Here is a 23,579-nt window from a genome sequence, read left to right on the forward strand (position 1 = left end):
GATCCGTGTCCCCACCAGCATGCCCGCCGCATGCTGAGGCGGAACCGGTTCCGTCGCGGGACACAAAACACGGCCCTCGCTTTTCGTGGGCGAGCGAACTGGGAAATCCCATTGGACCGATACGATCACCCGCCGTCGCGCACGTCCTCAATCGGTCGTTTTTCCCCGTCAACCGGGGGACGGCCGGGCCCGTCCCGCCGCGACCGGTACCGCTACATTCGGGTGGCCGGACGGGGACCGACACCGGTGCGGAGCGGGAAGGCGGGGATGGACGTGACGCGGGTCGAACTGCTCACGATCGGGGACGAGCTGCTCCTCGGCGACACGGTCAACGGGAACGCGGCCTGGCTCGGCCGCAGGCTCGCCGACCACGGCGTCGAGGTGACCCGCAGCGTCGTCGTCGGCGACGAGCTCGACGTGATCATCGAGGCGGTGGCCGCCGCGCTCGGCCGCGCCGACGCGGTGATCACCACCGGTGGGCTCGGCCCCACCTACGACGACCTGACGCGCGACGCGCTGGCGAAGGCGGCGGGTGTCGGGCTCGTCCGCGACCCCGCGCTGGAGCGGCGGCTCCGTGACCGGGTCGCGCGCGCCGGACGCGAGTTGCAGCCGATGGCGCTGCGCATGGCGGACGTCCCCGAGGGCGCGCGGATCCTCACCAACTCCGCCGGTTCGGCGCCCGGCCTGCGCGTCGAACTGCCCGGCGGGATCGTCTACGCGGTGCCCGGCGTCCCGTTCGAGATGCGCACGATCGTGGACGAGGTGGTGCTGCCGGAGCTGGCGGAGATCGCCGGGCTGCCCGCCGTCGCGCGCCGCACGCTGCGCACCGCCGGGATGTGGGAGTCGGTCGTCGCGACGCGGCTCGCCGAGGTGGAGGCGATGGACGGGGTGCGGCTCGCCTACCTGCCCGACCCGTCCGAGGTGAAGATCCGGATCACCGTCGCGGGCCCCGGCGCCGCCGACCGGCTCGCGGAGGTCGAGACGCGCGTCCGGGACCTGCTCGGCACGGCCGTGTACGGGGCGGAGGACGAGTCGCTCGCCCGTGTCGTGCACCGGGTGCTCGCCGAGCGGTCCGCGACGGTCGCGGCGGCCGAGTCGCTGACCGGCGGGCTCATCGGCGCGGAGCTGACCGCGACGCCGGGATCGTCGGCGACGTTCGCGGGCGGCATGGTGACGTACGCGACCGAGGTCAAGCACCGGCTCCTCGGCGTCCCGGCGGGGTTGCTGGACGAGCACGGGGCCGTCCACCCGGACGTGGCCGCCGCGATGGCCGCCGGGGTACGGGACGCGCTCGGCGCGACGTACGGGCTCGCTGTGACGGGTGTGGCGGGGCCCGACCCGCAGGACGGCCACCCCGTCGGCACGATCTTCATCGGTCTGGCCGGTCCGGGGGGACTCCGCATCGTGACCAGTCCGAGACTTCCCGTGCCGGGCCCGGGTCCCGAGACGCGCGCCGTGATCCGGCGGATGACCGTCGTGCACGCCCTTGAGCTGCTGAGACGTATCCTGCTTGGGCTCGATGTCGAGGATCGGGCCGGGTCCGCCCGGGCGGATCGGGAAGAGTCGGGCTGATTACAGCGTTACGTTCCGAGCGAACACGAATTCAACGGTCTGCCATGCCCACCGTCAAGGCGGGTACGGTGGAACCGGCAGATGGTCCGAACTGAGGGAGGGAGCGAGACGATGGTCCTGCTTCGCCAGCTGCTCGGTGACGTACTGCGGCAGCTGCGGCTGCGCCAGGGACGCACCCTCCGTGAGGTGTCCGCGGCGGCGCGGGTGTCACTCGGCTACCTGTCCGAGGTGGAACGGGGGCAGAAAGAGGCTTCGTCGGAACTGCTGTCCTCGATCTGCAAGGCGCTCGGCGTTCCGCTGTCCCATGTGCTGAGGGACGTGGCGGACCAGCTGGCCCTCGCCGAGCTGCAGCACGAGCCCGTGATGGCGGGCGCGCCGGAGCACGAGCGCATCACGGCCGAGAGCATTCCGGAGACGCCCGAGGAGATCACCGGCGAATTCCGCGCCGACATGGTGGCGGCCTGACCCGGGCCGTTCGCCGCGTGTCACGCGGAGCGTCCATGCCCTGACCCGGGGCCGCGGGTGTGCGCGGCCTCACGCATGAACGCGGCATTCGCGGGGAGGGTCCCGTGTTGTAACGGATAACCGTAATGACGCGGAAGGAGCCCATCATGGCGGCGATCAAGAGCCCGCTCCCCGACGACGCGCAGAAGGTCGCCGGAGAGGCTTTGCAGGGTTCCCTCATCGACCTCATCGACCTCTCCCTGACCGCCAAGCAGGCGCACTGGAACCTCACCGGCCGCAACTTCAAGGTCGTCCACGAGCATCTCGACGAGATCGTCGCGCTCGCCCGCGGCGGCCAGGACGACGTCGCCGAACGCGCCGTGGCGATCGGGGTGAACCCCGACGGCCGTGCCCGCACGGTCGCCGACCGCACGAAGAACCCGCAACTGGAGGCCGGTTACCTGGCCGACGACAAGGTCGTCGCCGCGATCACCGATCTCCTGGCGCAGATCATCGCGCGGTTCCGCGAGCGCATCACGGCCACCGACGAGCCGGACCCCGTGACGCAGGACCTGCTCATCGCCATCGCCCGCGAGCTCGAGAAGCAACACTGGATGTTCCAGGCACAGACCTGACGACCCGGAACCCGGGCCCGACCTGGGTCTGAGGTTCGATCGCGGTCCCGGCTCGACCGATGTTTCGGCGGGCCGGGGCCGCGCGGCTTTTAGTCCGGTTTTGGGGTTTCGCGAAGTGTTGGGCCCAAGTGTGGTGATCATGTGTCATGACCGTCCCGCTGGCGAGATCCGTGGCGCTCGCCGCCGCGCTGCTCGCCCTCGCGGCGTGCGGCACCGAGGGGAACGGCGCGGGTCACCCGTGCACGGACGTCGGCTCCCGTCCCGGCCTCAGCCTCACGGTCCCGCCTCCCGAGGCCGCGCGCACCGCGTCCGCGTCCCTGCGGGTGTGCTGGGACGACACCTGCCACGAGCCCCGGATCGAGCTGCGATCGGCCACGTGGACCGTGTCGAAGAACTGCGACGCGGACGCCGACGCTTCGACCGTGTGTTCCGCGTCCAGCTCACCCGACGCGGGCAAGTTCGGGTTCGCTAACGTCCAGGGCCTGCCGACCGAACCCGTCCAGGTCACGCTCAGACTGCGCGACGTGCACGGCCGGACGTTCTTCGACCGGCGCGTCGACCTCATCCCTGAAGCGACCCGTCCCAACGGCCCGGGCTGCGACGTCGGCGCCCCCCAAGCGGGACTGACCATCGTCCACGGCGAGGTAACAGTGCTGTAGGTGGCGCGCCGGTTAGCCGGGGGCGGGCTGGCAGCGGGGGCACCAGTAGGTCGTGCGCTGTCCGCCGTTGGACGCTTGGGGCGCGCGTTTGATCGCCGTCCCGCAGCGGCGGCAGGGTTTGGGGGCCCGCCCGTAGACCCAGTGTTCGCGGCCCCGAGACGTGTCGCCGGTGGTGACGTGGCCATGCCGGTTCTTGTTGAGGTCCAGGAGTCGGTGAGAGAGCTCCACAAGGCCGTGCAGGTCAGAGACGTCCCGAACCAGGGTCCACGGGTTGACGCCGCGCAGGAACAGGATCTCGGCCTTGTAGACGTTCCCGATCCCGGCCAGACGGGTCTGGTCCAGCAGCGCCTCGCCAACGGCCCGCCCAGGCTGCTCGTTGAGACGGTCGACCGCGTCCGCGACCATGGCCGGACGCCAGTCGGGATCGAGCAGGTCGGGGCCCAGATGGCCGACGGCCTTGTGCTCGTCGGCGGTGCGCAGGAGGTCGACCATACCGAGGGAGTAGCCGACCGCCTGCGACTCCGCGTTCGCCGAGATGAGGCGGACTCGCTCAGCCCGCGTGCCGAGTAGCGGAGCCTTCCACCGCGACCATCCACACAGACCACGCAGGGACCTCACCCATTGCGATCGCGTCCGAAGGCAGGGGCAAGCGAAGCGAGACCCTGATCGCGAAGCGAGTCGAGAGCGATGCAGCGATCGCACCGCAGTTCACGACGATGGAGGGCCCCCAGGGCCCGAAGGAGGAGTGCACTGCAATAGACACAGCGAGCGCCTCGCGCAGGCGCCGGGCGGTCAGCCAGACGACGTCGCCCTCTGGCATGGGCCTAGATGAAGGAGGGGCTTTCCCAGGCGGACGGGTCTTCGGTGAGCTTACGGATGCGCTCGGGCAGCTTGCCCTCGGCGATGTGCGCGAGCGTGACCTGTTCCAGGATGGAGCGCTCGCTGGCGCGCAGCGCGATCCACACGTCCTGGAGTGAACGGGCGGGCCCCTGGTAGCCCACGTGTTCGGGACGTTCGCCCCGCACGCCGAGGAGTGGCCCGTCGATGGCGCGGATGATGTCGGCGAGGGAGATCTGTTCGGCCGGTCGCGCCAGCCAGTAGCCGCCCTCGGGCCCCCGCTGGCTCCGGATGATGCCGGACCTGCGCAACTGACCGAGGATGTTCTCGAGGAATTTCGGTGGGATCTGCTGCGCCTCGGCGAGCTGCACCGCGGTCACCGGGCTACTCCCGGCGACCGCCAGCTCGGCGGCGGCGCGCAACGCGTAGTCGACCCGGGCGGACAATCTCATATGGTCATTATCCCTTGCCGATCACATTGCTCCGGCAACCGGGGCGCGGTGTGCCCACCGGAACCGGGCTCTTGTCCGGTGGGCACACCGCGGGCTTCAGCGCTCCGTCAGCACAGCCCGAGCAGTTCTGCGGCGGCCTGGGCGTTGGCGGCCGCGGCGCCGTAGGTGGCCATGTAGGTCGCGGAACCGGGGCGCCAGACCGGCAGACCCATCTCCACGATGACCGTGTCGGGACGCGCCGTGAGCAGCGCCGTGGCGAGCGCGCGCTGGCCCGCGTGCCGGTGCGCGTCGCGCAGGACGACGATCAGACCGCGTCCCCTGGCCCTGTCCAGGGCGTGGTCCGCCGTCCCCTCCGCGCCGTTGGCCTGGATCGCGTCCGGCGCCCAGGGGCTCAGCCCCCACGGCGTCGGGCCGACCGCGATGTTGCCGGAGGACTCCGACTCCACCACGAGCGGCGCGGAGTCCCAGCCGGGCAGCGAGCCCGACACGCGGATGGCGCGGCGGGCCGCCTCCAGCCCGGCGGCGCGGTCGACGTCGGCGGGGGAGGGCCCGGCGAGCCACTCCTTGAGCGCCCCGGTGCGCTCCGCGGAGGCCCGCAGCCGCTCCGGGGTCAGCCGTCCGGCGCGGACGGCCTCGCCGATGGCGACGAGCGTCGCCTGGAGCGTCTCGGCGTGTTCCTTCGGCCCGAGGCACAGCAGGTCGGCGCCCGCGATGAGGGCCCGCACGGACGCCTCGGGGATGCCGATCGCGCCGCTCGCGCCCTGCATGTCGAGCGCGTCGGTGACGATCACGCCCCGGTAGCCGAGATGCTCGCGGAGCAGCCCCGTGATCGCGTCGGGCGACAGGGTCGCCGGCACCCCGCGGGTGATGGTGGGCAGGTTGAGATGCCCGGTCATCACCGCGCGGGTGCCGGCCTCGATCGCCGCCCGGAACGGGACGAGCTCGCGCCGGTCCAGCAGTTCCAGGTCGGCGTCGACGAGCGGGATCGACAGGTGCGAGTCGTCCACGGTCGCGCCGTGGCCGGGGAAGTGCTTCGCGCAGGCCGCGACGCCCGCCTCCTGCGTGCCGGTGACGGCCGCGGCCGCGTGCCGGGCCACCAGCCGCGGGTCGGACCCGAACGAGCGGGTGCCGATCACGGGATTGTCGTCGGCGGTGTTGACGTCCACCGACGGCGCGAAGTTGAAGTTGACGCCGACCTCGGCCAGCTCCGCGCCCATGGATCGGTAGATCCGCCGGGTCAGCTCCGGGTCGTCGACGGCGCCGAGCGCCGCGTTGCCCGGGTAGGGACTGCCCGTCTGGTGGCCGCCGAGGCGGGTGACGTCGCCGCCCTCCTCGTCGATCGTGACGAACGGGTCGCCGGCCTTGCGCATCTGCGCGGTCAGCGCGGCCAGCGACTCGGGGCTCTGCACGTTGCCGGTGAGGGCGAACAGGGTGACGCCGGCCAGGCCGGCTCCCAGTTCGTCCAGCAGCCAGGGCGGTGCGGTGGGTCCGGGGAAGGACGGGAGGAGGGTGCCGCGTGCCAGCCGGCCGATCTCGGCCTCTGTCGCGTTGTCGCCGGTCGTCACCCCTTCACCGCCCCTGCGGTGAGGCCGGACACCATCCGGCGCTGGACGAGCAGGAAGAACGCGATGACGGGAATGGTGAGCAGCGTTGACGCCGCCATGATGGGCCCCCAAGCGTTACCGCTGCGGCCGAAGAAGAACTGCAGCATGATCGGGAGGGTGTACTTGTCCTGGTCTTCCAGGAACGTGTAGGCGAAGATGAACTCGTTCCATGCGGTGATGAAGGAGAAGATGCTGGTCGCGACCAGTCCGGGCGCGACGAGCGGGAGCATGACGCGGAAGAACGTGCGGATCGGCCCGGCGCCGTCGATCGCGGCGGCCTCCTCCAGCTCGCGCGGCACGGCGGCGACGAATCCCCGCAGCATCCAGATGGCGAACGGCGCCGCGAACCCGACGTAGACGATCACGAGGCCGGGCAGGCTGTTGAGCAGGTCGATCCGTTTGAGGTCGAGGAACAGCGGGATGACCAGGGCCTCGGCCGGCACCATCTGGACGATCAGCAGCATGACCAGGAACGTGGTGCGGAACCGGAAGCGGAACCGGGCCACCGCGACGGCGGCCAGCAGCGCGAGCAGGCTCGACACCACGACCGTGACGAGCGCGATGATCAGGCTGTTGCGGAAGTACGCCCAGAAGGACACCTCCGCGATGCCGCCGTTCAGCACCAGGTCGAAGTGCGCCAGCGTCGGATGGGACGGCAGCGGCTTGGGCGTGGTGCTGAAGATCTCGGTGTTCGGCTTGAACGCCGTGGACACCATCCAGAAGACCGGGAAGACCGCGAGGACGAAGACGAGCACGCCCGTCCCGTTGAGCGCTATCTTCCGCCAGCGCCTGCCGCCGGGTCGGCGGCCGCCCGCGTGCGCGGCGGGGCGCCGCGCCGTCGTGGCCGTCATTTCGTCTCCCCCTGTTTGACCATGACCCGGACGTACAGGGCGGTGACGATCAGCAGGATCCCGGTGAGGACCGCGGCGATCGCCGAGCCCATGCCGAGCTTCGGATTCAGCGAGCCGAACGCCTCGGAATAGCCGTACAGCGACAGGTTGAAGGCGTCGCGGTTGGCCAGGCCGGACATGATGAACAGCTGGGTGAAGACCTTGAAGTCCCAGATGATCGACATGACGACCAGCACGAGGAAGATCGGCTTGAGCATCGGGTAGGTGAGGCTCCAGAACGTCCGCCAGGGGCCGGAGCCGTCCACCCGGGCGGCCTCGTACAGCTCGCCGGGGACGCTCTTCAGGCCCGCCAGCACCGACACCGCCACGAACGGGCACGCCTGCCAGACGACGCACACGGTGAGCACGGTGTAGGTGGACAGCGGCTTGGCGAACCAGTTGTAGTCGTCCCAGCCGCCGCCGACGAGGAAGTTCGGCAGCAGGTCCAGGAACCAGTTCACGACGCCGCCGGTCGAGCCGAACAGCCAGGTGAAGATGATCGCCGCGGTGACCGGCGGGGTCGCCCAGGCGATCATCACGCCGCCCGCGACGAAGGACGACATTCGCTTGCCGAGCTTGTTGAGCAGCAGCCCCACCAGCGTCCCGACGATCAGCGTGAGCGTCACCGCGACGACGGCGAACAGCACGGTGTGCCGCAGGGACTGCCAGAAGAGCTCGTCATGGAAGATGGTGTCGAAGTTCTCGGATCCGACCTGCTCGGCCGGTTCCCCGCGCAACTGGCGGTTGCCGACCTTCTGGAACGACATGATCCCGATCTGGATCATGGGCCAGAACATCAGGACGGCGATCACGACCACGGTCGGCGCGATCAGCAGGTACGGCCCGAGGCGGGGCCTGCGGCGGGACCGCGCCCGGCCGGAGGACCTCCGGCCGGGCGATTTCCCCACCGCTGGAGCGGTGTCGAGCATGGACGTTCCGATCAGCCGGGTACTACGGGTTCAGCAGGGTGTTGGCCTGCTCGTTCGCCTTCTTCATCTCGTCGGCGGCGGGCTTGCCCTGCATGATCGCCTTGATGGCGTTCGGCAGCACCTTCTTGGCCTGCTCGAACTCGCCCCAGCCCGCGCTGATCGGCGGGAACTTGGTGTTGGTGGCGATCTGCGTGAAGATCTGCAGCTTGGGGTCGGAGAACGAGACGTCCGAACGCATGGACGAGAACCCGCTGTAGTCGGCCCACGCCTTGGCGTTCTTGGCGTTGTTGAGCATCGTGATGTAGTCGAACGCCACGGACTTGGCCTTGCTGTCCTTCCAGACGGCGAGGTCGGAGCCGCCGGCCATCACCGGCGCGTTCCCGCCGGCCTTGGCCGGGATCGGGAAGACGCCCCACTTGTCGACGTCCTTGTCGGAGATCTTCTTCATCTCCTTGAGCGACCAGCTGCCGTCGAAGTACATGCCGAGCTTGCCGAGCGCGAAGTCGCGCTGCGGGCCCTCAAGCTCGTTCTTGCCGATGTACTTCTCGGGGGCGACCTTCTCCTTGGCGACGAGACCCGCGTAGTAGCTCGCGGCCTCGACGGCGGCGGGCTGGTCGAGCTGACCCACCCACTTGTCGCCCTGCTTGGTGGCGACCTCGCCGTTGTTGCCCCAGATGAAGCTGAGCAGCGCGTTGGTCTGGTCGCTCGGCACGCCGATGCCGGGCACCTTCTTGGAGTCCTGGATCTTCTTCGCCGCGGCGGTCAGGTCGGCCCAGTTCTTCGGCTGCTGGATGCCGAGCTCCTGGAACCAGTCCGTCCTGTACCAGACGGCGCGGACGCCGCCGTACCACGGCACGGCGTAGGTCTTGCCGTCCGCCTGGTCGTTGGCGAGCGCCGTCTTGTTCAGCGTCTTGCCGTCCGCCCAGCCGTTGAAGTCGTCGGTGATCTCGGCCAGGTTGCCCTGCTCGACGTGGGACTGGACGTCGGTGTTGCCCAGCTCGGTGACGTCGGGGCCCTCGCCACCGGCCGCCGCCTTTTGGAACGTTGTAGCCACCTGCGGCCACGGAACGTACTTGATCTGCACGTCCGTGGTGGGGTGCTTGGCCTTGAAGTCGGTCTCGACGGCGTCAAGGAACTTGGTCTGCTCCGGCGTTCCCTCGCCCATCATCCAGACTTTGAGCTGCGCCGGGTCCTTACCCTTGCCCTCGTCAGCGTCGTCACCATCGCCCCCGCAGGCCGTGGCGGCCAGGGCGATCGCGGCCGCCGCGGCCGCAATCTTGATGTATTTCACTGGGGATCCTTTCCGGCATCGCCTCGCGCGGCCTTGTGGCCTGCGGTGCAAGCGGGGATGGTGACCCTTTAGGGTCCCTGCCATGCCCCTCTTGCGTTCGCAACGCTCGCGGGCGCCCTGCTCGCCAGTCCGCGCTCTGCGCGCGCCCCCGATCCGGGGTACCGGACCGGTCGGCGCTTGGGCGTAAACTAACAAGAAACTTTCCTAAACAAAACTGCCGTTAGCGGATTGAGACACTTGAGACATCGAGGGGTACCAGCATGGTCGCCAACCGCCCGGGGACGCCGAGGCTTCTGCGCGAACTCAACGATCGCGCGGCGCTGGACCTGCTCGTCCGGCAGGGGCCGCTGACCCGCGCCCAGATCGGCGAGCACACCGGTCTTTCCAAGGTCACCGCTTCCCAGCTTCTGTCCAGGCTAGAGGACCGCGGCCTTGTCTCGGTCGTCGGTTCGCAGGCGGGGGGACGCGGGCCGAACGCCGCGCTCTACGCCGTCGTGCCGTCCAGTGCCTATGTGGCGGGGCTTGAGGTCGGACCCGACGGCGTCACGGCGGGTGTGGCCGACATCACCGGGCACATCACCGCGCAGGTCACCGTGGACCCCAACGGCACTGACGAGCCGGTCAGGACGGTGCACAGCGCGGTTGTGAAAGCGTGCCGTTCGGCGAAGGTCGCCTTGTCGAGATTGAGCGCCTTTGTGATCGGGACGCCCGGTGTCGTCGACCCGCAGTCGGGCGACGTCCAGTTCGCGTTCGACCTGCCCGCCTGGCATGAGGGCGTCCTCGCGGCGCTGCGGACGGACCTGCGCCGTCCCGTGACGATCGAGAACGACGTCAACCTGGCCGCCATCGCCGAACGGGCCTACGGCGCCGCGCACGGCACCGACGACTTCGCCCTCATGTGGCTCGACCGAGGCATGGGCCTCTCGGTGATGCTGGGCGGACGGCTGCACCGCGGCCGGTGGGGCGGCGCGGGGGAGATCGGCTACCTGCCCGTCCCCGGCGCCCCGCTGCCGGTCGGCGCCGCCCGCCGGGCCCAGGTGGACGAGGGCGTCACCCCGTCCAGGACCTGGGGCATCCCGACTCTCGCCGGCGGTTACGGCGCGCTGGTCGGCGCGGACGCGGTCCGCGCCCTCGCCCACGAGTACGGCGTCAAGGAGCCGACGGCCGTCGACTGCGTGCGCGCGGCGGCCGCCGACCAGGATCGCGGCGGCCCCTTTCTGGACGACCTCGCCCGCCGCATCTCCTACGGTGTGACCTCGGTCAACATCGTCCTGGACCCGGGGCTCGTCGTCCTGTCCGGCAACCTCGGCCGCGCCGGGGGCGTCCCCCTCGCCGCCCGCATCGAGGAGATCGTCGGCCGGATCAGCCCGACCCGTCCCACCGTGTCCATGACCGGTGTGGAGGGCAACCCCGTCCTGCGCGGCGCCCTGTACGCGGCGCTGGAGCAGGCCCGCGACCACGTCTTCTCCTCCGCCGGTTGAAACTGGCGTTGGCGCGTCCCCGGAAGCCGGAAGCTTTGCCCGGAAACAGGTGAGCGCCCCCGCCCGGTGGCGGAGGCGCTCGGTGAAACGTTGCTATTTGGCGGTGGCCGCGACGGCGGCCTCTTCCTGGTGGCGCCGCGGATCGTTCAGCGCCCGGTCGATGACGGTCTGACTGATGATCTGACGCTTGCGCCGAAGCGCGGCGGCCTTGCGAGCCGTAGGTGTCATGACGAACCCCGTTCCGCGGTGACGTTTCCCCGCGTCACCGCAAACCCCGTTACGACCTCATCGTCTCAAACGAGGAGCGGGAGGGGATCCGCCGAAGGAATGAATTCGAGGTCAGACCAAGTGGGGAGAACACCCCGGGACATCCCGGGGCAACCCCTGGGATCATGGTGGGAACGCAGTCTCGAACCAGCCCGTTGGGGGAGTCGTGACCGTACAACCGAGGGGACGCCATGGCGCTGCGTGAGCGGCTGCGACGGCTCGTCCAGAAGCCCGGCAGCGTCGACCTCGCGCCGTTCCGCGCCCTGGTGGACGCGGCGAACGAGCGGGAGCCGCGCGTCCGGAAACTGTCCGACGACGACCTGACCGCGGCGGCCTCCGCCCTGCGGAAGTCGGGGGTCCACCGTGAGGATGACCTCGCGGAACTGTGCGCCCTCGGCCGCGAGGCCGCCCGCCGGACGCTCGGCGAACGGCCGTTCGACGTCCAGCTCATCGGGACGCTCGCCCTGCTGTCCGGACATGTCGCCGAGATGGCCACCGGCGAGGGCAAGACCCTGTCCGGGGCCCTCGCCGCCGCCGGGTACGCGCTGCGCGACCGCCGGGTCCACGTGATGTCGGTCAACGACTACCTGGCCCGCCGCGACGCCGAGTGGATGGGCCCGGTCTACGCGATGCTCGGGGTGACGGTCGGCTGGGTCGGGCAGTCGTCCACGCCGGAGGAGCGCCGCGCCGCCTACCAGGCGGACGTCACGTACGGGCCCGTCAGCGAGATCGGCTTCGACCTGCTCCGGGACCGCCTCGCCACCGACCCGGGCGACGTCGTGCGGCCCGAGCCGTCCGTGGCGCTGGTCGACGAGGCCGACTCGGTGCTCGTGGACGAGGCGATGGTCCCGCTCGTCCTCGCGGGCGCCGCCGACCTCGACGCCGCCGACCCCCGCTACGCCGACCTCGTCCGCCGCCTCCGGCCGGGCCTGCACTACGCCACCGACGACGAGTCGCGCAACGTCCAGCTCACCCCGGCGGGCGCGCAGGAGGTCGAGCGCGTCCTCGGCGGCGACGAGGGCCTCGACCTGTACGCCCCCGACCAGCTGGCCACCCTCACCGCCGTGAACGTCGCCCTGCACGCCGAGGTGCTGCTGCATCGCGACGTCGACTACCTCGTCCGCGACGGCGAGGTGAAGCTGATCAGCGAGTCGCGGGGCCGGGTCGCGCTGCTGCAACGCTGGCCGGACGGCCTCCAGGCGGCGGTCGAGGCGAAGGAGGCCCTGGAGGCGTCCCCGAGCGGCGAGATCCTCGACTCGATCACCGTCCAGGAGCTGGTCGGACGCTATCCGGTGCGCTGCGGCATGACCGGGACCGCGATGGCCGTCGCCGGGCAGCTCACCGAGTTCTACTCGTTGCAGATCGCCGTCGTCCCGCCGAACCGGGCCTGCGTCCGCGACGACGAGCCCGACCGCCTCTACGCGACCTCCGCAGACAAGGAGGTCGCGATCGTCGAGGAGATCGCCGCCGCGCACGCCACCGGACGGCCCGTGCTGGTCGGCACCGGCGACGTCGCCGAATCCGAACGGCTCGCGCGCCGCCTCGCCCGCGCCGGGCTCGACCGGGTCGTGCTGAACGCCAAGAACGACGCCGAGGAGGCCGCGATCATCGCCGAGGCCGGGGCGTACGGGGCGATCACCGTCTCCACGCAGATGGCGGGCCGCGGCACCGACATCCGGCTCGGCGGCAGCCCGTCGACCCCGCCCGGCACCGCCCCCGCCGAGGCCGGGGGCACCGACCACGACCGCGTCGCCGAGGCGGGCGGCCTGCTCGTCATCGGCACCGGCCGCTACCACAGCAGCCGCCTGGACGACCAGCTCAGAGGCCGCGCCGGACGGCAGGGCGACCCCGGCGGCTCGGTGTTCTTCACCAGCCTCCAGGACGACCTCGTCACCCGCTACGCCCCCGACGAGAAGACGTCCACGAAGGCCGACGACGACGGGCTCGTCACGGACAAGAACGCGCACTGGGTCGTCGGGCACGCGCAGCGCGTCGCCGAGGGCGTCGACCTCGAACTGCACCGGAACACCTGGCGGTACAACCAGCTGATCGGCCTCCAGCGCCGGGAGGTCCTCGCCGACCGCGACGCCGCGCTGAACGGCGACGCCGCCGACCGCGCCATGGCCGCGGGCGCCGCCGACCACCACGCCGAACTCACCAAGATCGCGGGCGCGGAGGCGGTCGCGGACGCCGCCCGGCAGATCGTCCTGTACGAACTGGACCGCTGCTGGGCCGAGCACCTCGCCTACCTCGCCGACCTGCGCGAGGGCATCCACCTGCGGTCCCTCGGCCGCGGCCTGGACCCGCTCGTCGAGTTCAACGCCGAGGCCGTCCCCGCGGGCAAGCGCATCCTCCCCGACGCCCGCAAACGCTCCATCGCAGCCTTCGAGGCCCTCACCGCCACCGAGGAGGACGGCATCGACCTGGACGCCGCCGGGCTCCAACGACCGTCCGCGACCTGGACGTACCTCGTCCACGACAACCCCTTCGGCTCCCTGGACGAACGCGCCCTCCGCGGCCTCATCACCATGTTCAAATCCCGCCGCCACTGACCCACGGGTCAGGCGCGGAGGCGGAGGCCCCGGGGGGTCGGGTGGAAACCGGCCGACTCCAGGGCGGCGGCCAGGGGGGAGTCGGTGATCGCGGTGCCGTCGGCGCGTTCGACGGTGAGCTTGCCGAGCGCGCCCTCGCGGACGGCGAGCGCCAGGGCGTCGACCGCCGGTTGCAGGACGCCCGGGTCGTCGTCCCAGGTGAGGAGGGTCCGGCCGCCGCGCTCGACGTAAAGGACGAGTCGGCCCTCGACGAGCGCGACCAGCGCCCCGGCCTTGCGGCCCGGCTTGTGGCCGCTCGCGGTCTCGTCGCCCCGTTCCGGCCAGGGCAGCGCGGCCCCGTACGGGTTGGCGGGGTCGGCGGCGGCCAGAATGAGGGCCCGCGTCGCCGGTTTGTGCGGTGTCTCCCACATGGCCGAGATGTCGTCTGGGGACGCGGTCGTGGGGCGGAGCGCGCGGAGGCGGTCGACGGCGCCCGGGAGCGCGAACTGGGCCGCGCCCAGGCCCTCCACGAAGTAGCCACGGCGGCACCGGCCCGTCTCCTCGAACGCGCGCAGCACCGGGTAGACGGCGGAGAACCCGCCGGGGGTCCGTTCGGCGGCGACCGCGCCACGGATGACGATGCCGTACCGCTCCAACAGCGCCTCGGCGAGCGCGTGCGAGCGGAGGGTGGCGCCCGGCTCGCGTCCGGGGAGCGGCCACCAGCGGCCGCCCACGGTCGGCGGGCCCGTCCTGGACGGCAGGACGGGACGGCCCCGGCGGGTCGTGCGGGAGCGGTGCGCGGGACGGCCCGCACCCAGCGCGGCGCGCAGCGGGGCCATGGTGTCGTTGGTGAGATGACCCGCCCAGACGAGGTCCCACACGGCGGTGACCAGGTCGGCGTCGGAGGTCGTCACCTGCTGGTTGACGCGGTCGGACAGCGTTCGGAAGAAGAGTGCGCCGCCGTCGCTGAGGGCGTCCAGGACGGCCTCGTGCGCGGGCGTGAGGGTGATCTCCGTGGGTTCCGGCATGAGGAGCGGTGCCGTGTCCGCCAGGTAGAGCGCGACCCAGCCGTCGCCGCCCGGTAGCGCGCCCTGGCCTGCCCAGACGACCTCGCCCGCGGAGGTCAGCTCGTCGAGCATCGCGGGGGTGTAGCCGGGGATTCGGGTCGGAAGGATCAACGACTCCAGCGCGGACGCGGGTACCGCCGCGCCCTGGAGTTGCTCGACCGCCTGGACGAGCGCGTCCACGCCATGGAGCCGGGAGCCCCCGGAAATGCCGTGCCAGACCGGCAGGAAACGGCCGAGCGACTCCGGTGGGGACGGTTCGACCTCGGCGCGCAGCCGGGCCAGGGAGCGGCGGCGGAGCGTCCGCAGCACCCCGGCGTCGCACCATTCGGTGGTGAGCGGGCCCGTCACGGCCTCGACGGGCAGGAACTCGCCCTCGACGACCCGTCCCGCGCCCGCCAGCCGTCGCAGCGTCTCCACGACCACGGCGGCGCCGAGCCCGAACCGTAGAGCGGGCTCGGTCGCGCGGAACGGCCCGTGCGTGCGCGCGTACCGGGAGATCAGGTCGCCGAGCGGATCGGCGACCGGTTCGAGGAACGCCTCGGGGACGCCCACCGGCAGCGGTGCGCCGAGCGCGTCACGGAGCCGTCCGGCGTCCTCGATCGCGGCCCAGCGTTCCTCCCCGCCGATCCGGACGCGGATCGCACGCCGCGCCGCCTCAAGTTCCGCCAGCCACCGCGACACCCGTACGAGCACGTCCTCCTCGTCGGTGCCGGGGGAGAGCGTCCGTTGGGCGACCTCCGCCGTGGTGAGGGGGCCGAGGGCGCGGAGCAGGTCGGCGGCGCCCTCCAGGTCGCGGGCGCGGCGGTCGGCGGCCAGCCGCTGGAGTTCCCGTTCGATCTCGGCGACGGCGTCCGGGTCGAGCAGCTCGCGCAGGTCGGCCTGGCCGAGCAGCTCGGCCAGCAGCGCGGAGTCGAGCGCGAGGGCCTGGGCGCGGCGCTCGGCGAGGGGGGAGTCGCCCTCGTACATGAACGCGCCGATGTAGTTGAACAGTAGGGAACGCGCGTACGGGGACGGCTCGGGCGTCTCCACCTCGACCATGCGGACCTTGCGCCCGGCCATGTCACGCATCAGTTGCACCAGGCCGGGAACGTCGAACACGTCCTGGAGGCATTCGCGCATCGTCTCCAGGACGATGGGGAACGACGGGTACTTGCTCGCGACGGCCAGCAGTTGCGCGGCCCGCTGGCGTTGCTGCCAGAGCGGCATCCGCTTGTCGGGACGGCGGCGGGGCAGGAGCAGCGAACGCGCCGCGCACTCGCGGAACCGGGCCGCGAACAGCGCCGAACCGCCCAGCTCGTCCACGACGATCCGTTCGACGTCGTCGGCGTCGAAGACGGCCAGGTCGAGCCCGGGTGGCTCCTCCATGTCGGGGATGCGGATGACGATGCCGTCGTCGGCGTGCATGGCCTGCGCGTCGACGCCGTACCGTTCGCGCAGACGGCCCGCCATGGCGCGCGCCCACGGCGCGTGCACGCGCGCGCCCAGCGGCGAGTGGACGACCATGCGCCAGTCGCCGAGTTCGTCGCGGAACCGTTCGACGACCATCGTCCGGTCGTCGGGTACGTGTCCGGTGGCCTCCCGCTGCTCGCCCACGTAGGACACGAGGTTGGTGGACGCCCAGTCGTCCAACCCGGCGGCGGACACCCGCGCGCGAGCCTCCTCGACGGGCAGCCGGGCCAGCTCGCGGGTGAACGACCCGAGGGCCCGCCCCAACTCGGCGGGACGCCCGAGGGTGTCGCCGTGCCAGAACGGCAGCTTTCCCGGCTGGCCGGGAGCGGGTGACACGAGCACCCGGTCGGGCGTGATGTCCTCGATGCGCCACGAGCTGGCGCCGAGCACGAACACGTCGCCGACGCGCGACTCGTACACCATCTCCTCGTCCAATTCACCCACGCGCGAGGACTTCTCCCCGACCAGGAACACGCCGAACAGGCCCCGGTCTGGGATCGTCCCGCCGCTTGTCACCGCGAGGCGCTGTGACCCCGGACGGTCGCGCAGGACGCCCGTCACCCGGTCCCACACCAGGCGCGGACGCAGCTCGCCGAACTCGTCGCTGGGATACCGCCCGGCGAGCATGTCCAGGGTGGCCTCCAGCGCCGATCGGGGCAGCGTGGCATAGGGCGCGGCGCGTTTGACGAGCGATTCGAGGTCGTCGACCGTCCACTCGTCCATGGCGACCATCGCGACGATCTGCTGGGCGAGGACGTCCAAGGGGTTGCGCGGATAGCGCATCTCCTCGATCTCGCCCCCGCGCATGCGCTCGGCCACCACCGCCGTCTGCACGAGGTCGCCCCGGTACTTGGGGAAGATGACGCCCTTGGACACGGCGCCTACCTGGTGGCCCGCCCGTCCGACCCGCTGGAGCCCGTTCGCCACCGACGGCGGCGACTCCACCTGCACGACCAGGTCGACGGCGCCCATGTCGATGCCGAGTTCGAGGCTGGACGTCGCCACGACCGCCGGGAGACGACCCTCCTTCAGGGCGTTCTCGATGCCCGCCCGCTCTTCCTTGGAGACGGAACCATGGTGCGCTCGGGCGATCTCCTGTGGCGCACCTCTGGACGACCCAGCCTCGGCCATCATCTCCGCAGGGGAGTGGTTCTCGGGCAAGGGTGCGCCGGTCGCGCGTTCGTAGGCGAGTTCGTTGAGCCGCCCGCAGAGCCGCTCGGCCAGCCGCCGCGAGTTCGCGAACACCAGCGTCGACCGGTGCGCCTCGATGAGGTCGAGCAGACGGTCTTCCACATGCGGCCAGATGCTGCGCTGCCGCGGATCTGCCGCCCCAGAGTCGTCGACGAACCGGCTCATCTCGCCCATGTCCTCGACGGGGACGACGATGTCGAGATCGAAGACCTTGTCGGAGCGCGGCTGGACGACCCGCGCGGCCCTCGTCCCGCCCAGGAACGCCGCCACCTCCTCCGTGGGCCGGACGGTCGCGGACAGGCCGATCCGCTGGGCGGGCCGTTCGAGGAGGGCGTCGAGCCGCTCCAGGGACAGCATGAGATGCGCCCCGCGCTTGGTGCCCGCCACGGCGTGCACCTCGTCCACGATGACCGTCTCGACGCCGCGCAGCGACTCGCGCGCCCGCGAGGTCAGGATCAGGAACAGCGACTCCGGCGTGGTGATCAGGATGTCGGGCGGCTTCACGGCCAGCCGCCGCCGCTCGTCGGCCGGGGTGTCGCCGGACCGCATCCCCACGCGGACGCCGGGTTCGGGCAGGTCGAGCCGCCGCGCCGCCTGGCGGATGCCCGTCAGCGGGGCCCGCAGGTTGCGCTCCACGTCCACCGCGAGGGCCTTCAGCGGCGACACGTACAGCACCCGGCAGCGCCGCAGCGGATCGTCGGGCACGGCCTCCGTCGCGAGCCGGTCGAGGGACCACAGGAACGCCGCGAGGGTCTTGCCGGACCCGGTCGGCGCCACGACGAGCGTGTTGTCGCCGCCGGACACCGACTCCCACGCCCCGACCTGGGCGGGGGTGGGCGCGGCGAAGGCCCCGGCGAACCAGGCACGGGTCGCTGGGGAGAAGCGTTCGAGCACGTCACCGCCCATGCGTCCATACTGCCCCGCGGGTCCGACAATCCTCGCCCCCGGTGCCGGACGGCCCTAGTCGCGGTGTCGGACGGCCCTAGTCGCGATGCCGGACGGCGCTTACCGCGACGTCGGATAGCGTTGGTCGGGTGCGGCTCACAGTCTTCTGGTCCCGGATGAGACAGCAGTTCGGCGACGCCTACGCCGAGAGCGTGGCCAAGGACTACGTCCTGGCCGAACTGGACGGCCGCACCATCGACCAGGCCTTCGCCGACGGCGAATCCGCCAAGCGGGTCTGGCAGGCCGTCGTCGCCACCTTCGACGTCCCGTCGAAGCTCCAGTAGGCGCGCGCCCGGCTCAGTCCGGGACGGGCAGATGCGCGTACAGGTCCATCGCGTCCACCGACGACGGCAGATCGCTGACCTGGCCGTCGCCGACCTCCACGACCCGCCACGCGCCGTCCGTCCGGCGGGCGAGGTCGGTCGTGATGAACCGGCAGCCCAGCGCGCGCACCGCCGGGGCCACCCCGTCCATGTCGGGATCGGGTTCCACGCCAGGGCTGTCAGGGTGCGGGCCCACCAGGACGGGTTCGCCGTCCACCCACCACACGCGCGCCTCGCCCGCCCCGTCGTACTCCTCGAACTCGCGGACGACCAGACCGCCCGCCAACTGGTCGCCGCGCAACGCCACCATCTTGGACGCGACGTCGTGCAACCGCGCGAGGTTCTTCACGTCGGGGACGAAACACGCCTCGTCCCACTCGTGCTTGCACGACTTCACGTAGTCCTTGACCATGCCGGGCCCACCCCGCAGCGACCGGACGAGCTCCCCGAGCTCGGTCAGATCGCCGGGATCCTCCCCGGTGCCCAAGGGCCGCCACACACTGTGCGGTGTCAGCCCGGCGAAGGTGTCGTGCCAGCCCGGCAGTTCGTGCGCGCGCCGGTAGTCGTCCGGATGCGTGAGGAGCACCGTCCCACGCTGTTTCAACGTCGCGGCGATGGCGGCGTACTCCTCGCCCGTGAGCATCCAGCCCCGGTACCAGACGGGGCCGAGATCGGACGGCACCGCGCGCACCGCGCCGTCCACGTCCCCGCGCTGGAGGACCTCGTGGTCGATCAGGGCGATCTCGCCGTAGTGGTCCCGGACGGCCGCGGCCTCGCGGGAGAAGTGCGGGTCAACGCGCCGAGGGTGGAGCGGATCGACGCAGAAGAGAACGGTCAGCGTCATGATGGGAACCCTCCGTGGACGGCGCCAGCGTACGTGGTCGAGACCATGGAGCGCACGGAGATTCCACCCCGAATCGGCGTAACCGACGATGATCGAACGGATGTTCGGTACGCTGGTGCCGACACACCGGCGTCATCCACAATTCCGCCGGGCGCTCGAAAGTGTCGGAGGCCCGCCGTAACGTCGCCGTCGACATCGCAAGCAGCGGCCCGAGAGCCGACAGTCACGACGAGAAGGAAAGCTCACATGGCAGCGAACGACCGGGAGAAGGCTCTCGAGACCGCACTCGCCCAGATCGAGCGGCAGTTCGGCAAGGGATCGGTCATGCGGATGGGCGAGGAGGCGCGCGCCCCCGTCGAGGTCATCCCCACCGGGGCGATCTCTCTCGACATCGCGCTCGGCATCGGCGGCCTGCCCCGCGGCCGCGTCGTCGAGGTGTACGGCCCCGAGGGTTCCGGCAAGACCTCCATCGCGCTGCACGCCGTGGCGAGCGTCCAGAAGAAGGGCGGCATCGCCGCGTTCGTCGACGCCGAGCACGCGCTCGACCCCGAGTACGCCGCCAAGATCGGCGTCGACATCGACGCCCTGCTGGTCTCCCAGCCCGACACCGGCGAGCAGGCCCTGGAGATCACCGACATGCTGATCCGCTCCGGCGCGATCGACATCGTCGTCATCGACTCCGTCGCCGCGCTCGTGCCCCGCGCCGAGATCGAGGGCGAGATGGGCGACAGCCACGTCGGCCTTCAGGCGCGCCTCATGTCGCAGGCGCTGCGCAAGCTCACCGGCGCGATCAACCAGACCAGGACCACCGTCGTCTTCATCAACCAGCTCCGCGAGAAGGTCGGCGTCATGTTCGGCTCCCCGGAGACCACCACCGGCGGCCGGGCGCTGAAGTTCTACGCCTCCGTCCGGCTGGACGTGCGCCGCATCGAGACCCTCAAGGACGGCACCGAGGCCGTCGGCAACCGCGTCCGCATCAAGGTCGTCAAGAACAAGATGGCCCCGCCGTTCCGCGTCGCCGACTTCGACCTGCTCTACGGCCAGGGCATCAGCCGCGAGGGCGGGCTGATCGACCTCGGCGTGGAGCACGGCTTCGTCCGCAAGTCCGGCGCCTGGTACACCTACGACGGCGACCAGCTCGGCCAGGGCAAGGAGAACGCCCGTAACTTCCTCAAGGCCAACCCCGACCTGGCCGACGGCATCGAGAAGAAGATCAAGGAGAAGCTCGGCATCGGCCCCAAGGTCGACAAGGAGGCCGAGGCCGCCGCCCCCGACGCCGCCGCCACGCCTCCGGCCCCCGCCCCCACCACCCCCGCCCCGAAGCCCATCAGCAGAAAGGCCGCCAAGGCCAAGGTCGGTGATTCCTGACCGGGAATCCCCCGATAAGGGTGACTCTTGACCACGAGTGAGCGATGATCTCGTATGCAGGGCGGCGGCGCCTTACCCGGCACCACCCTCAAGCACGACCCGGTCGCCGGACCTTCCCCGATGGCGCCGCCGCTCCCACGCACAACGAGCGGTGCGGGCCCCGGGCGTCCACGAAAATCCGCCGCCCCCAGCTCTCACGCACCATCGGTGGGGAGCGTCCGGGATGAGGACGGAGAGCCCGCCGATCGCAGCTCCTACGCACCCCGAGCGGGAGGCGCCCGGAGCGATCACGGGAGATCCGCTGACCGCGGTTCCCATGTTCCGCGGGTGGGGGGTGTGGGGTGGAGGGTGAGGCCAAGGCGCGGGAGGTGTGTCTTCGGCTGTTGGCGGCGGCGCCGCGTACGCGGGCGCAGCTCGCCGAGGCGCTGCGGCGCGAGGACGTTCCCGACGAGGTCGCCGAGCGGGTGCTCGGACGCTTCAGCGACGTGGGCCTCATCGACGACGAGGCGTTCGCGCGGGCGTGGGTGCAGTCGCGGCACAACGGGCGCGGCCTGGCCAAGCGCGCGCTCGCGGCCGAACTCCGGCGGCGCGGCGTCGCGGACGAGACCGTCAACGGCGCCGTCGAAGCGCTGGACCCGGCCCAGGAGGAGCGGACCGCGCGTGCCCTGGTCGCCCGCAAAATGCCGTCCACGGCGCGGCTCGACCCCGCCAAGCGGACGCGGCGGCTGATGGGCATGCTCGCCCGCAAGGGATATCCGCCCGGCCTCTCCTACCGGATCGTGCGCGAGTCCCTGGCCGAGGAGGGCACCGATCTCGACGGCCTCCCCGACGACCCGCCCGTCGACTGACCGCCGTTCCACACCGACATGTCGGGAGATGGTAAGCCGCAGTAAGTAAGGCCTCACGTCCACGTTCGGTTAGTCCGGAATGCCCTGCGTTTGCTTGCTCATTACCTCCATGCCGCTTACCGTTACGGCAGTGAGGAGTTACTCCGCGTCTCGCGGATTGCCATACGATCGAGCACGTTCCAGCAGCTGAGAGGCATCCAGGACAGGTTCGTCGACCGGATAGTGAACGGGACGCGCCGCGCGCGGATCCCGTGTCCGGCCGTCCGCTGGCGCGAGTAAATCCTCGCTAGGCAGGGCCCCGACTCCCGACGGGCCCGCGGCGAGGAAGGATCTGCCTCATGGAGAGCGTCCTGCTGGGTGCAGCGTTGCTGGTGACCCTGGTCGCTCTCATCATCGTCGTCCTGTGGCGTCCGGGCATGCCGGGCAGAGCCGCGGCGGAGATGGCCCGCGCCCGCAGCGAGGCCGACGAGATCAAGGCGAAGGCGGAACGCGAGGCCGAGGCCGCCGTGGCGAAGGCCGGACGGCAGGCGCAGCTGATCGCGTCGGTGGCGCGTTCGGACGCCGAGGAGGAGGGCCGTTCCCTCCGGGAGGACCTGCGGACCGTCCGGGAGGATCTGGAGCGCAGGGAGGCGCGCCTCGCGGAGCGGGAGCAGCGACTCGACGCGGAGGTCCGGCGGCTGGAGGAGTGGTCCGAGCGGCTCGCCGAGTCCACCGCGGCGCTGGAGGCACGCAAGGCCGACCTCGCCGACCTGGAGGAGGAGCGCCGCAAGGTCCTGGAGCGGACGGCGGGCCTCACCGCCGAGCAGGCCAGGGGCGAACTGGTCGCCGCGATCGAGAACCAGGCGAAACGGGAGTCCGTGCCGATCGTCCGGGAGATCGAGAACGCGGCGCGGGCGGAGGGCGACAAGCGCGCCCGCAAGATCGTGACGCTGGCGATCCAGCGGGTCGCCAGCGAGCAGACCGCCGAGTCGGTGGTGTCGGTGCTGCACCTGCCGAGCGACGAGATGAAGGGCCGCATCATCGGGCGGGAGGGGCGCAACATCCGGGCGTTCGAGACGACGACCGGCGTGAACCTCATCATCGACGACACGCCCGAGGCGGTGCTGCTCAGCTGTTTCGACCCGGTGCGGCGCGAGGTCGGCCGGCTGACGCTGGACAAGCTCGTCCTGGACGGCCGCATCCACCCGCAGCGCATCGAGGAGATCTACGAGCGCAGCAAGAGCGAGGTGGAGCAGCTGTGCGTCCGCGCAGGTGAGGACGCGCTCGTCGAGGTCGGCGTCGGCGACATGCACCCCGAGCTGATCGCGCTGCTCGGCCAGTTGCGGTACCGGACGTCCTACGGTCAGAACGTCCTGAAACACCTGATCGAGTCCGCGCACCTCGCCGGGATCATGGCGAGCGAGCTGGGCCTGCCGGTGGAGACCGCGAAACGGTGCACGCTGCTGCACGACATCGGCAAGGCGCTGACCCACGAGGTGGAGGGCAGCCACGCGCTGATCGGCGCCGAGATCGCGCGCCGCTACGGCGAGCACGAGGACATCGTGCACGCCATCGAGGCCCACCACAACGAGGTCGAGGTCCGCACGGTCGAGGCGGTGCTCACCCAGGCCGCCGACGCGATCAGCGGCAGCCGTCCCGGGGCGCGCAGGGAGTCCCTGGAGGCCTACGTCAAGCGGCTGGAGCGGCTGGAGGAGATCGCCCGCGACAAGCACGACGGCGTGGAGAAGGTCTTCGCGATGCAGGCCGGGCGGGAGATCCGGGTGATGGTCAAGCCCGACTCCGTCGACGACATCCAGGCGCAGGTCATCGCGCGGGACATCGCCAAGCAGGTCGAGGACGAGCTGACCTATCCCGGACAGATCCGCGTCACCGTCGTCCGCGAGTCCCGCGCCATCGAGTTCGCGCGCTGACCGTCCGGGGGCGCGCCCGGACGGCGCCCGCCCCCGGGAGGG

General features: G+C 71.3%; 19 protein-coding genes. 10 read left to right on the forward strand and 9 right to left on the reverse strand.

The genetic code is table 11. From position 1 onward, the window contains the following. The first annotated feature begins 267 nt into the window (after positions 1 to 267). From ABD808_RS10605 to ABD808_RS10620, 4 genes are all read left to right on the forward strand, one after another. A complete protein-coding gene (locus tag ABD808_RS10605; RefSeq protein WP_344893714.1) occupies positions 268 to 1,572 on the forward strand; it encodes a CinA family nicotinamide mononucleotide deamidase-related protein in 1,305 nt (434 codons plus the stop codon). A gap of 111 nt (positions 1,573 to 1,683) precedes the next feature. Next, on the forward strand, positions 1,684 to 2,037 hold the full coding sequence (locus ABD808_RS10610) for a helix-turn-helix domain-containing protein (RefSeq protein WP_344893717.1): 354 nt from the start codon (positions 1,684 to 1,686) through the stop codon (positions 2,035 to 2,037). A gap of 146 nt (positions 2,038 to 2,183) precedes the next feature. Beyond that, the gene (locus tag ABD808_RS10615; RefSeq protein WP_344893720.1) at positions 2,184 to 2,651 is read left to right on the forward strand and encodes a Dps family protein; all 468 of its coding nucleotides are present in this window, start codon (positions 2,184 to 2,186) and stop codon (positions 2,649 to 2,651) included. Between the two features lie 146 nt (positions 2,652 to 2,797). After that, on the forward strand, positions 2,798 to 3,310 hold the full coding sequence (locus ABD808_RS10620; protein WP_344893723.1) for a hypothetical protein: 513 nt from the start codon (positions 2,798 to 2,800) through the stop codon (positions 3,308 to 3,310). A gap of 12 nt (positions 3,311 to 3,322) precedes the next feature. Here ABD808_RS10620 and ABD808_RS10625 read toward each other — a convergent pair whose 3' ends face one another. The 6 genes from ABD808_RS10625 to ABD808_RS10650 all read right to left on the reverse strand — a co-directional run bounded on the left by ABD808_RS10625 (position 3,323) and on the right by ABD808_RS10650 (position 9,313). Next, positions 3,323 to 3,802, reverse strand: coding sequence for a zinc finger domain-containing protein (locus ABD808_RS10625; RefSeq protein ID WP_344893726.1), 480 nt, complete (start codon positions 3,800 to 3,802; stop codon positions 3,323 to 3,325). A gap of 332 nt (positions 3,803 to 4,134) precedes the next feature. Next, the gene (locus tag ABD808_RS10630) at positions 4,135 to 4,599 is read right to left on the reverse strand and encodes an RrF2 family transcriptional regulator (protein WP_344893729.1); all 465 of its coding nucleotides are present in this window, start codon (positions 4,597 to 4,599) and stop codon (positions 4,135 to 4,137) included. Positions 4,600 to 4,706: 107 nt separating this feature from the next. Continuing rightward, positions 4,707 to 6,164: a glycoside hydrolase family 3 protein gene (locus ABD808_RS10635; protein ID WP_344893732.1), complete on the reverse strand. Its 1,458-nt coding sequence runs from the start codon at positions 6,162 to 6,164 to the stop codon at positions 4,707 to 4,709. Then, positions 6,161 to 7,054 (reverse strand): carbohydrate ABC transporter permease, encoded by an 894-nt coding sequence (locus ABD808_RS10640; RefSeq protein ID WP_344893735.1) that lies wholly within the window; start codon positions 7,052 to 7,054, stop codon positions 6,161 to 6,163. The genes ABD808_RS10635 and ABD808_RS10640 overlap by 4 nt, the downstream gene beginning before the upstream one ends. Further along, a complete protein-coding gene (locus ABD808_RS10645) occupies positions 7,051 to 8,022 on the reverse strand; it encodes a carbohydrate ABC transporter permease (protein WP_344893738.1) in 972 nt (323 codons plus the stop codon). The genes ABD808_RS10640 and ABD808_RS10645 overlap by 4 nt, the downstream gene beginning before the upstream one ends. Positions 8,023 to 8,044: 22 nt before the next feature. After that, a complete protein-coding gene (locus tag ABD808_RS10650; RefSeq protein WP_344893741.1) occupies positions 8,045 to 9,313 on the reverse strand; it encodes an extracellular solute-binding protein in 1,269 nt (422 codons plus the stop codon). Positions 9,314 to 9,573: 260 nt separating this feature from the next. Between ABD808_RS10650 and ABD808_RS10655 the strand changes: the two genes are divergently transcribed. Further along, positions 9,574 to 10,794, forward strand: a complete 1,221-nt coding sequence (locus ABD808_RS10655; RefSeq protein ID WP_344893744.1) for an ROK family transcriptional regulator — start codon at positions 9,574 to 9,576, stop codon at positions 10,792 to 10,794. 93 nt (positions 10,795 to 10,887) lie between these two features. Here ABD808_RS10655 and ABD808_RS10660 read toward each other — a convergent pair whose 3' ends face one another. Continuing rightward, the gene (locus tag ABD808_RS10660) at positions 10,888 to 11,022 is read right to left on the reverse strand and encodes a hypothetical protein (protein ID WP_344893747.1); all 135 of its coding nucleotides are present in this window, start codon (positions 11,020 to 11,022) and stop codon (positions 10,888 to 10,890) included. Positions 11,023 to 11,252: 230 nt separating this feature from the next. Between ABD808_RS10660 and secA2 the strand changes: the two genes are divergently transcribed. Further along, a complete protein-coding gene (secA2, locus tag ABD808_RS10665; RefSeq protein ID WP_344893750.1) occupies positions 11,253 to 13,613 on the forward strand; it encodes an accessory Sec system translocase SecA2 in 2,361 nt (786 codons plus the stop codon). An 8-nt stretch (positions 13,614 to 13,621) separates the two neighbouring features. On the opposite strand, the gene ABD808_RS10670 is transcribed toward secA2, so the two are convergent. Then, complete coding sequence (locus ABD808_RS10670; protein WP_344893752.1) at positions 13,622 to 18,205, reverse strand: ATP-dependent helicase; 4,584 nt, start codon at positions 18,203 to 18,205, stop codon at positions 13,622 to 13,624. Positions 18,206 to 18,333: 128 nt separating this feature from the next. On the opposite strand from ABD808_RS10670, the gene ABD808_RS10675 reads away from it, so the two are divergent. After that, the gene (locus tag ABD808_RS10675; RefSeq protein ID WP_344893755.1) at positions 18,334 to 18,528 is read left to right on the forward strand and encodes a DUF3046 domain-containing protein; all 195 of its coding nucleotides are present in this window, start codon (positions 18,334 to 18,336) and stop codon (positions 18,526 to 18,528) included. A gap of 13 nt (positions 18,529 to 18,541) precedes the next feature. Here the strand turns inward: ABD808_RS10675 and ABD808_RS10680 are convergent, their stop codons facing one another. Further along, positions 18,542 to 19,411: an ATP-grasp domain-containing protein gene (locus ABD808_RS10680; protein ID WP_344893758.1), complete on the reverse strand. Its 870-nt coding sequence runs from the start codon at positions 19,409 to 19,411 to the stop codon at positions 18,542 to 18,544. Positions 19,412 to 19,657: 246 nt separating this feature from the next. Here ABD808_RS10680 and recA point away from each other — a divergent pair, with 246 nt between their 5' ends. From recA to rny, 3 genes are all read left to right on the forward strand, one after another. Next, positions 19,658 to 20,779, forward strand: coding sequence for a recombinase RecA (gene recA, locus ABD808_RS10685; RefSeq protein WP_344893761.1), 1,122 nt, complete (start codon positions 19,658 to 19,660; stop codon positions 20,777 to 20,779). A 341-nt stretch (positions 20,780 to 21,120) separates the two neighbouring features. Beyond that, positions 21,121 to 21,627 (forward strand): regulatory protein RecX, encoded by a 507-nt coding sequence (locus tag ABD808_RS10690; protein WP_344893764.1) that lies wholly within the window; start codon positions 21,121 to 21,123, stop codon positions 21,625 to 21,627. A gap of 338 nt (positions 21,628 to 21,965) precedes the next feature. Then, the gene (gene rny / locus ABD808_RS10695; RefSeq protein WP_344893767.1) at positions 21,966 to 23,537 is read left to right on the forward strand and encodes a ribonuclease Y; all 1,572 of its coding nucleotides are present in this window, start codon (positions 21,966 to 21,968) and stop codon (positions 23,535 to 23,537) included. Positions 23,538 to 23,579 lie beyond the last annotated feature (42 nt).

It is taken from the genome of Actinomadura meridiana (assembly GCF_039537545.1).
Taxonomy (GTDB): Bacteria; Actinomycetota; Actinomycetes; order Streptosporangiales; family Streptosporangiaceae; genus Spirillospora; species Spirillospora meridiana.

Bases quoted from the DNA above. Each gene is read 5' to 3' on its own strand.
- ABD808_RS10605 (WP_344893714.1), top strand. From the start codon at position 268: ATGGACGTGACGCGGGTCGAACTGCTCACGATCGGGGACGAGCTGCTC.
- ABD808_RS10610 (WP_344893717.1), top strand. From the start codon at position 1,684: ATGGTCCTGCTTCGCCAGCTGCTCGGTGACGTACTGCGGCAGCTGCGG.
- ABD808_RS10615 (WP_344893720.1), top strand. From the start codon at position 2,184: ATGGCGGCGATCAAGAGCCCGCTCCCCGACGACGCGCAGAAGGTCGCC.
- ABD808_RS10620 (WP_344893723.1), top strand. From the start codon at position 2,798: ATGACCGTCCCGCTGGCGAGATCCGTGGCGCTCGCCGCCGCGCTGCTC.
- ABD808_RS10625 (WP_344893726.1), bottom strand. From the start codon at position 3,802: ATGGTCGACCTCCTGCGCACCGCCGACGAGCACAAGGCCGTCGGCCAT.
- ABD808_RS10630 (WP_344893729.1), bottom strand. From the start codon at position 4,599: ATGAGATTGTCCGCCCGGGTCGACTACGCGTTGCGCGCCGCCGCCGAG.
- ABD808_RS10640 (WP_344893735.1), bottom strand. From the start codon at position 7,054: ATGACGGCCACGACGGCGCGGCGCCCCGCCGCGCACGCGGGCGGCCGC.
- ABD808_RS10645 (WP_344893738.1), bottom strand. From the start codon at position 8,022: ATGCTCGACACCGCTCCAGCGGTGGGGAAATCGCCCGGCCGGAGGTCC.
- ABD808_RS10655 (WP_344893744.1), top strand. From the start codon at position 9,574: ATGGTCGCCAACCGCCCGGGGACGCCGAGGCTTCTGCGCGAACTCAAC.
- ABD808_RS10660 (WP_344893747.1), bottom strand. From the start codon at position 11,022: ATGACACCTACGGCTCGCAAGGCCGCCGCGCTTCGGCGCAAGCGTCAG.
- secA2 (WP_344893750.1), top strand. From the start codon at position 11,253: ATGGCGCTGCGTGAGCGGCTGCGACGGCTCGTCCAGAAGCCCGGCAGC.
- ABD808_RS10670 (WP_344893752.1), bottom strand. From the start codon at position 18,205: ATGGGCGGTGACGTGCTCGAACGCTTCTCCCCAGCGACCCGTGCCTGG.
- ABD808_RS10680 (WP_344893758.1), bottom strand. From the start codon at position 19,411: ATGACGCTGACCGTTCTCTTCTGCGTCGATCCGCTCCACCCTCGGCGC.
- recA (WP_344893761.1), top strand. From the start codon at position 19,658: ATGGCAGCGAACGACCGGGAGAAGGCTCTCGAGACCGCACTCGCCCAG.
- rny (WP_344893767.1), top strand. From the start codon at position 21,966: ATGGAGAGCGTCCTGCTGGGTGCAGCGTTGCTGGTGACCCTGGTCGCT.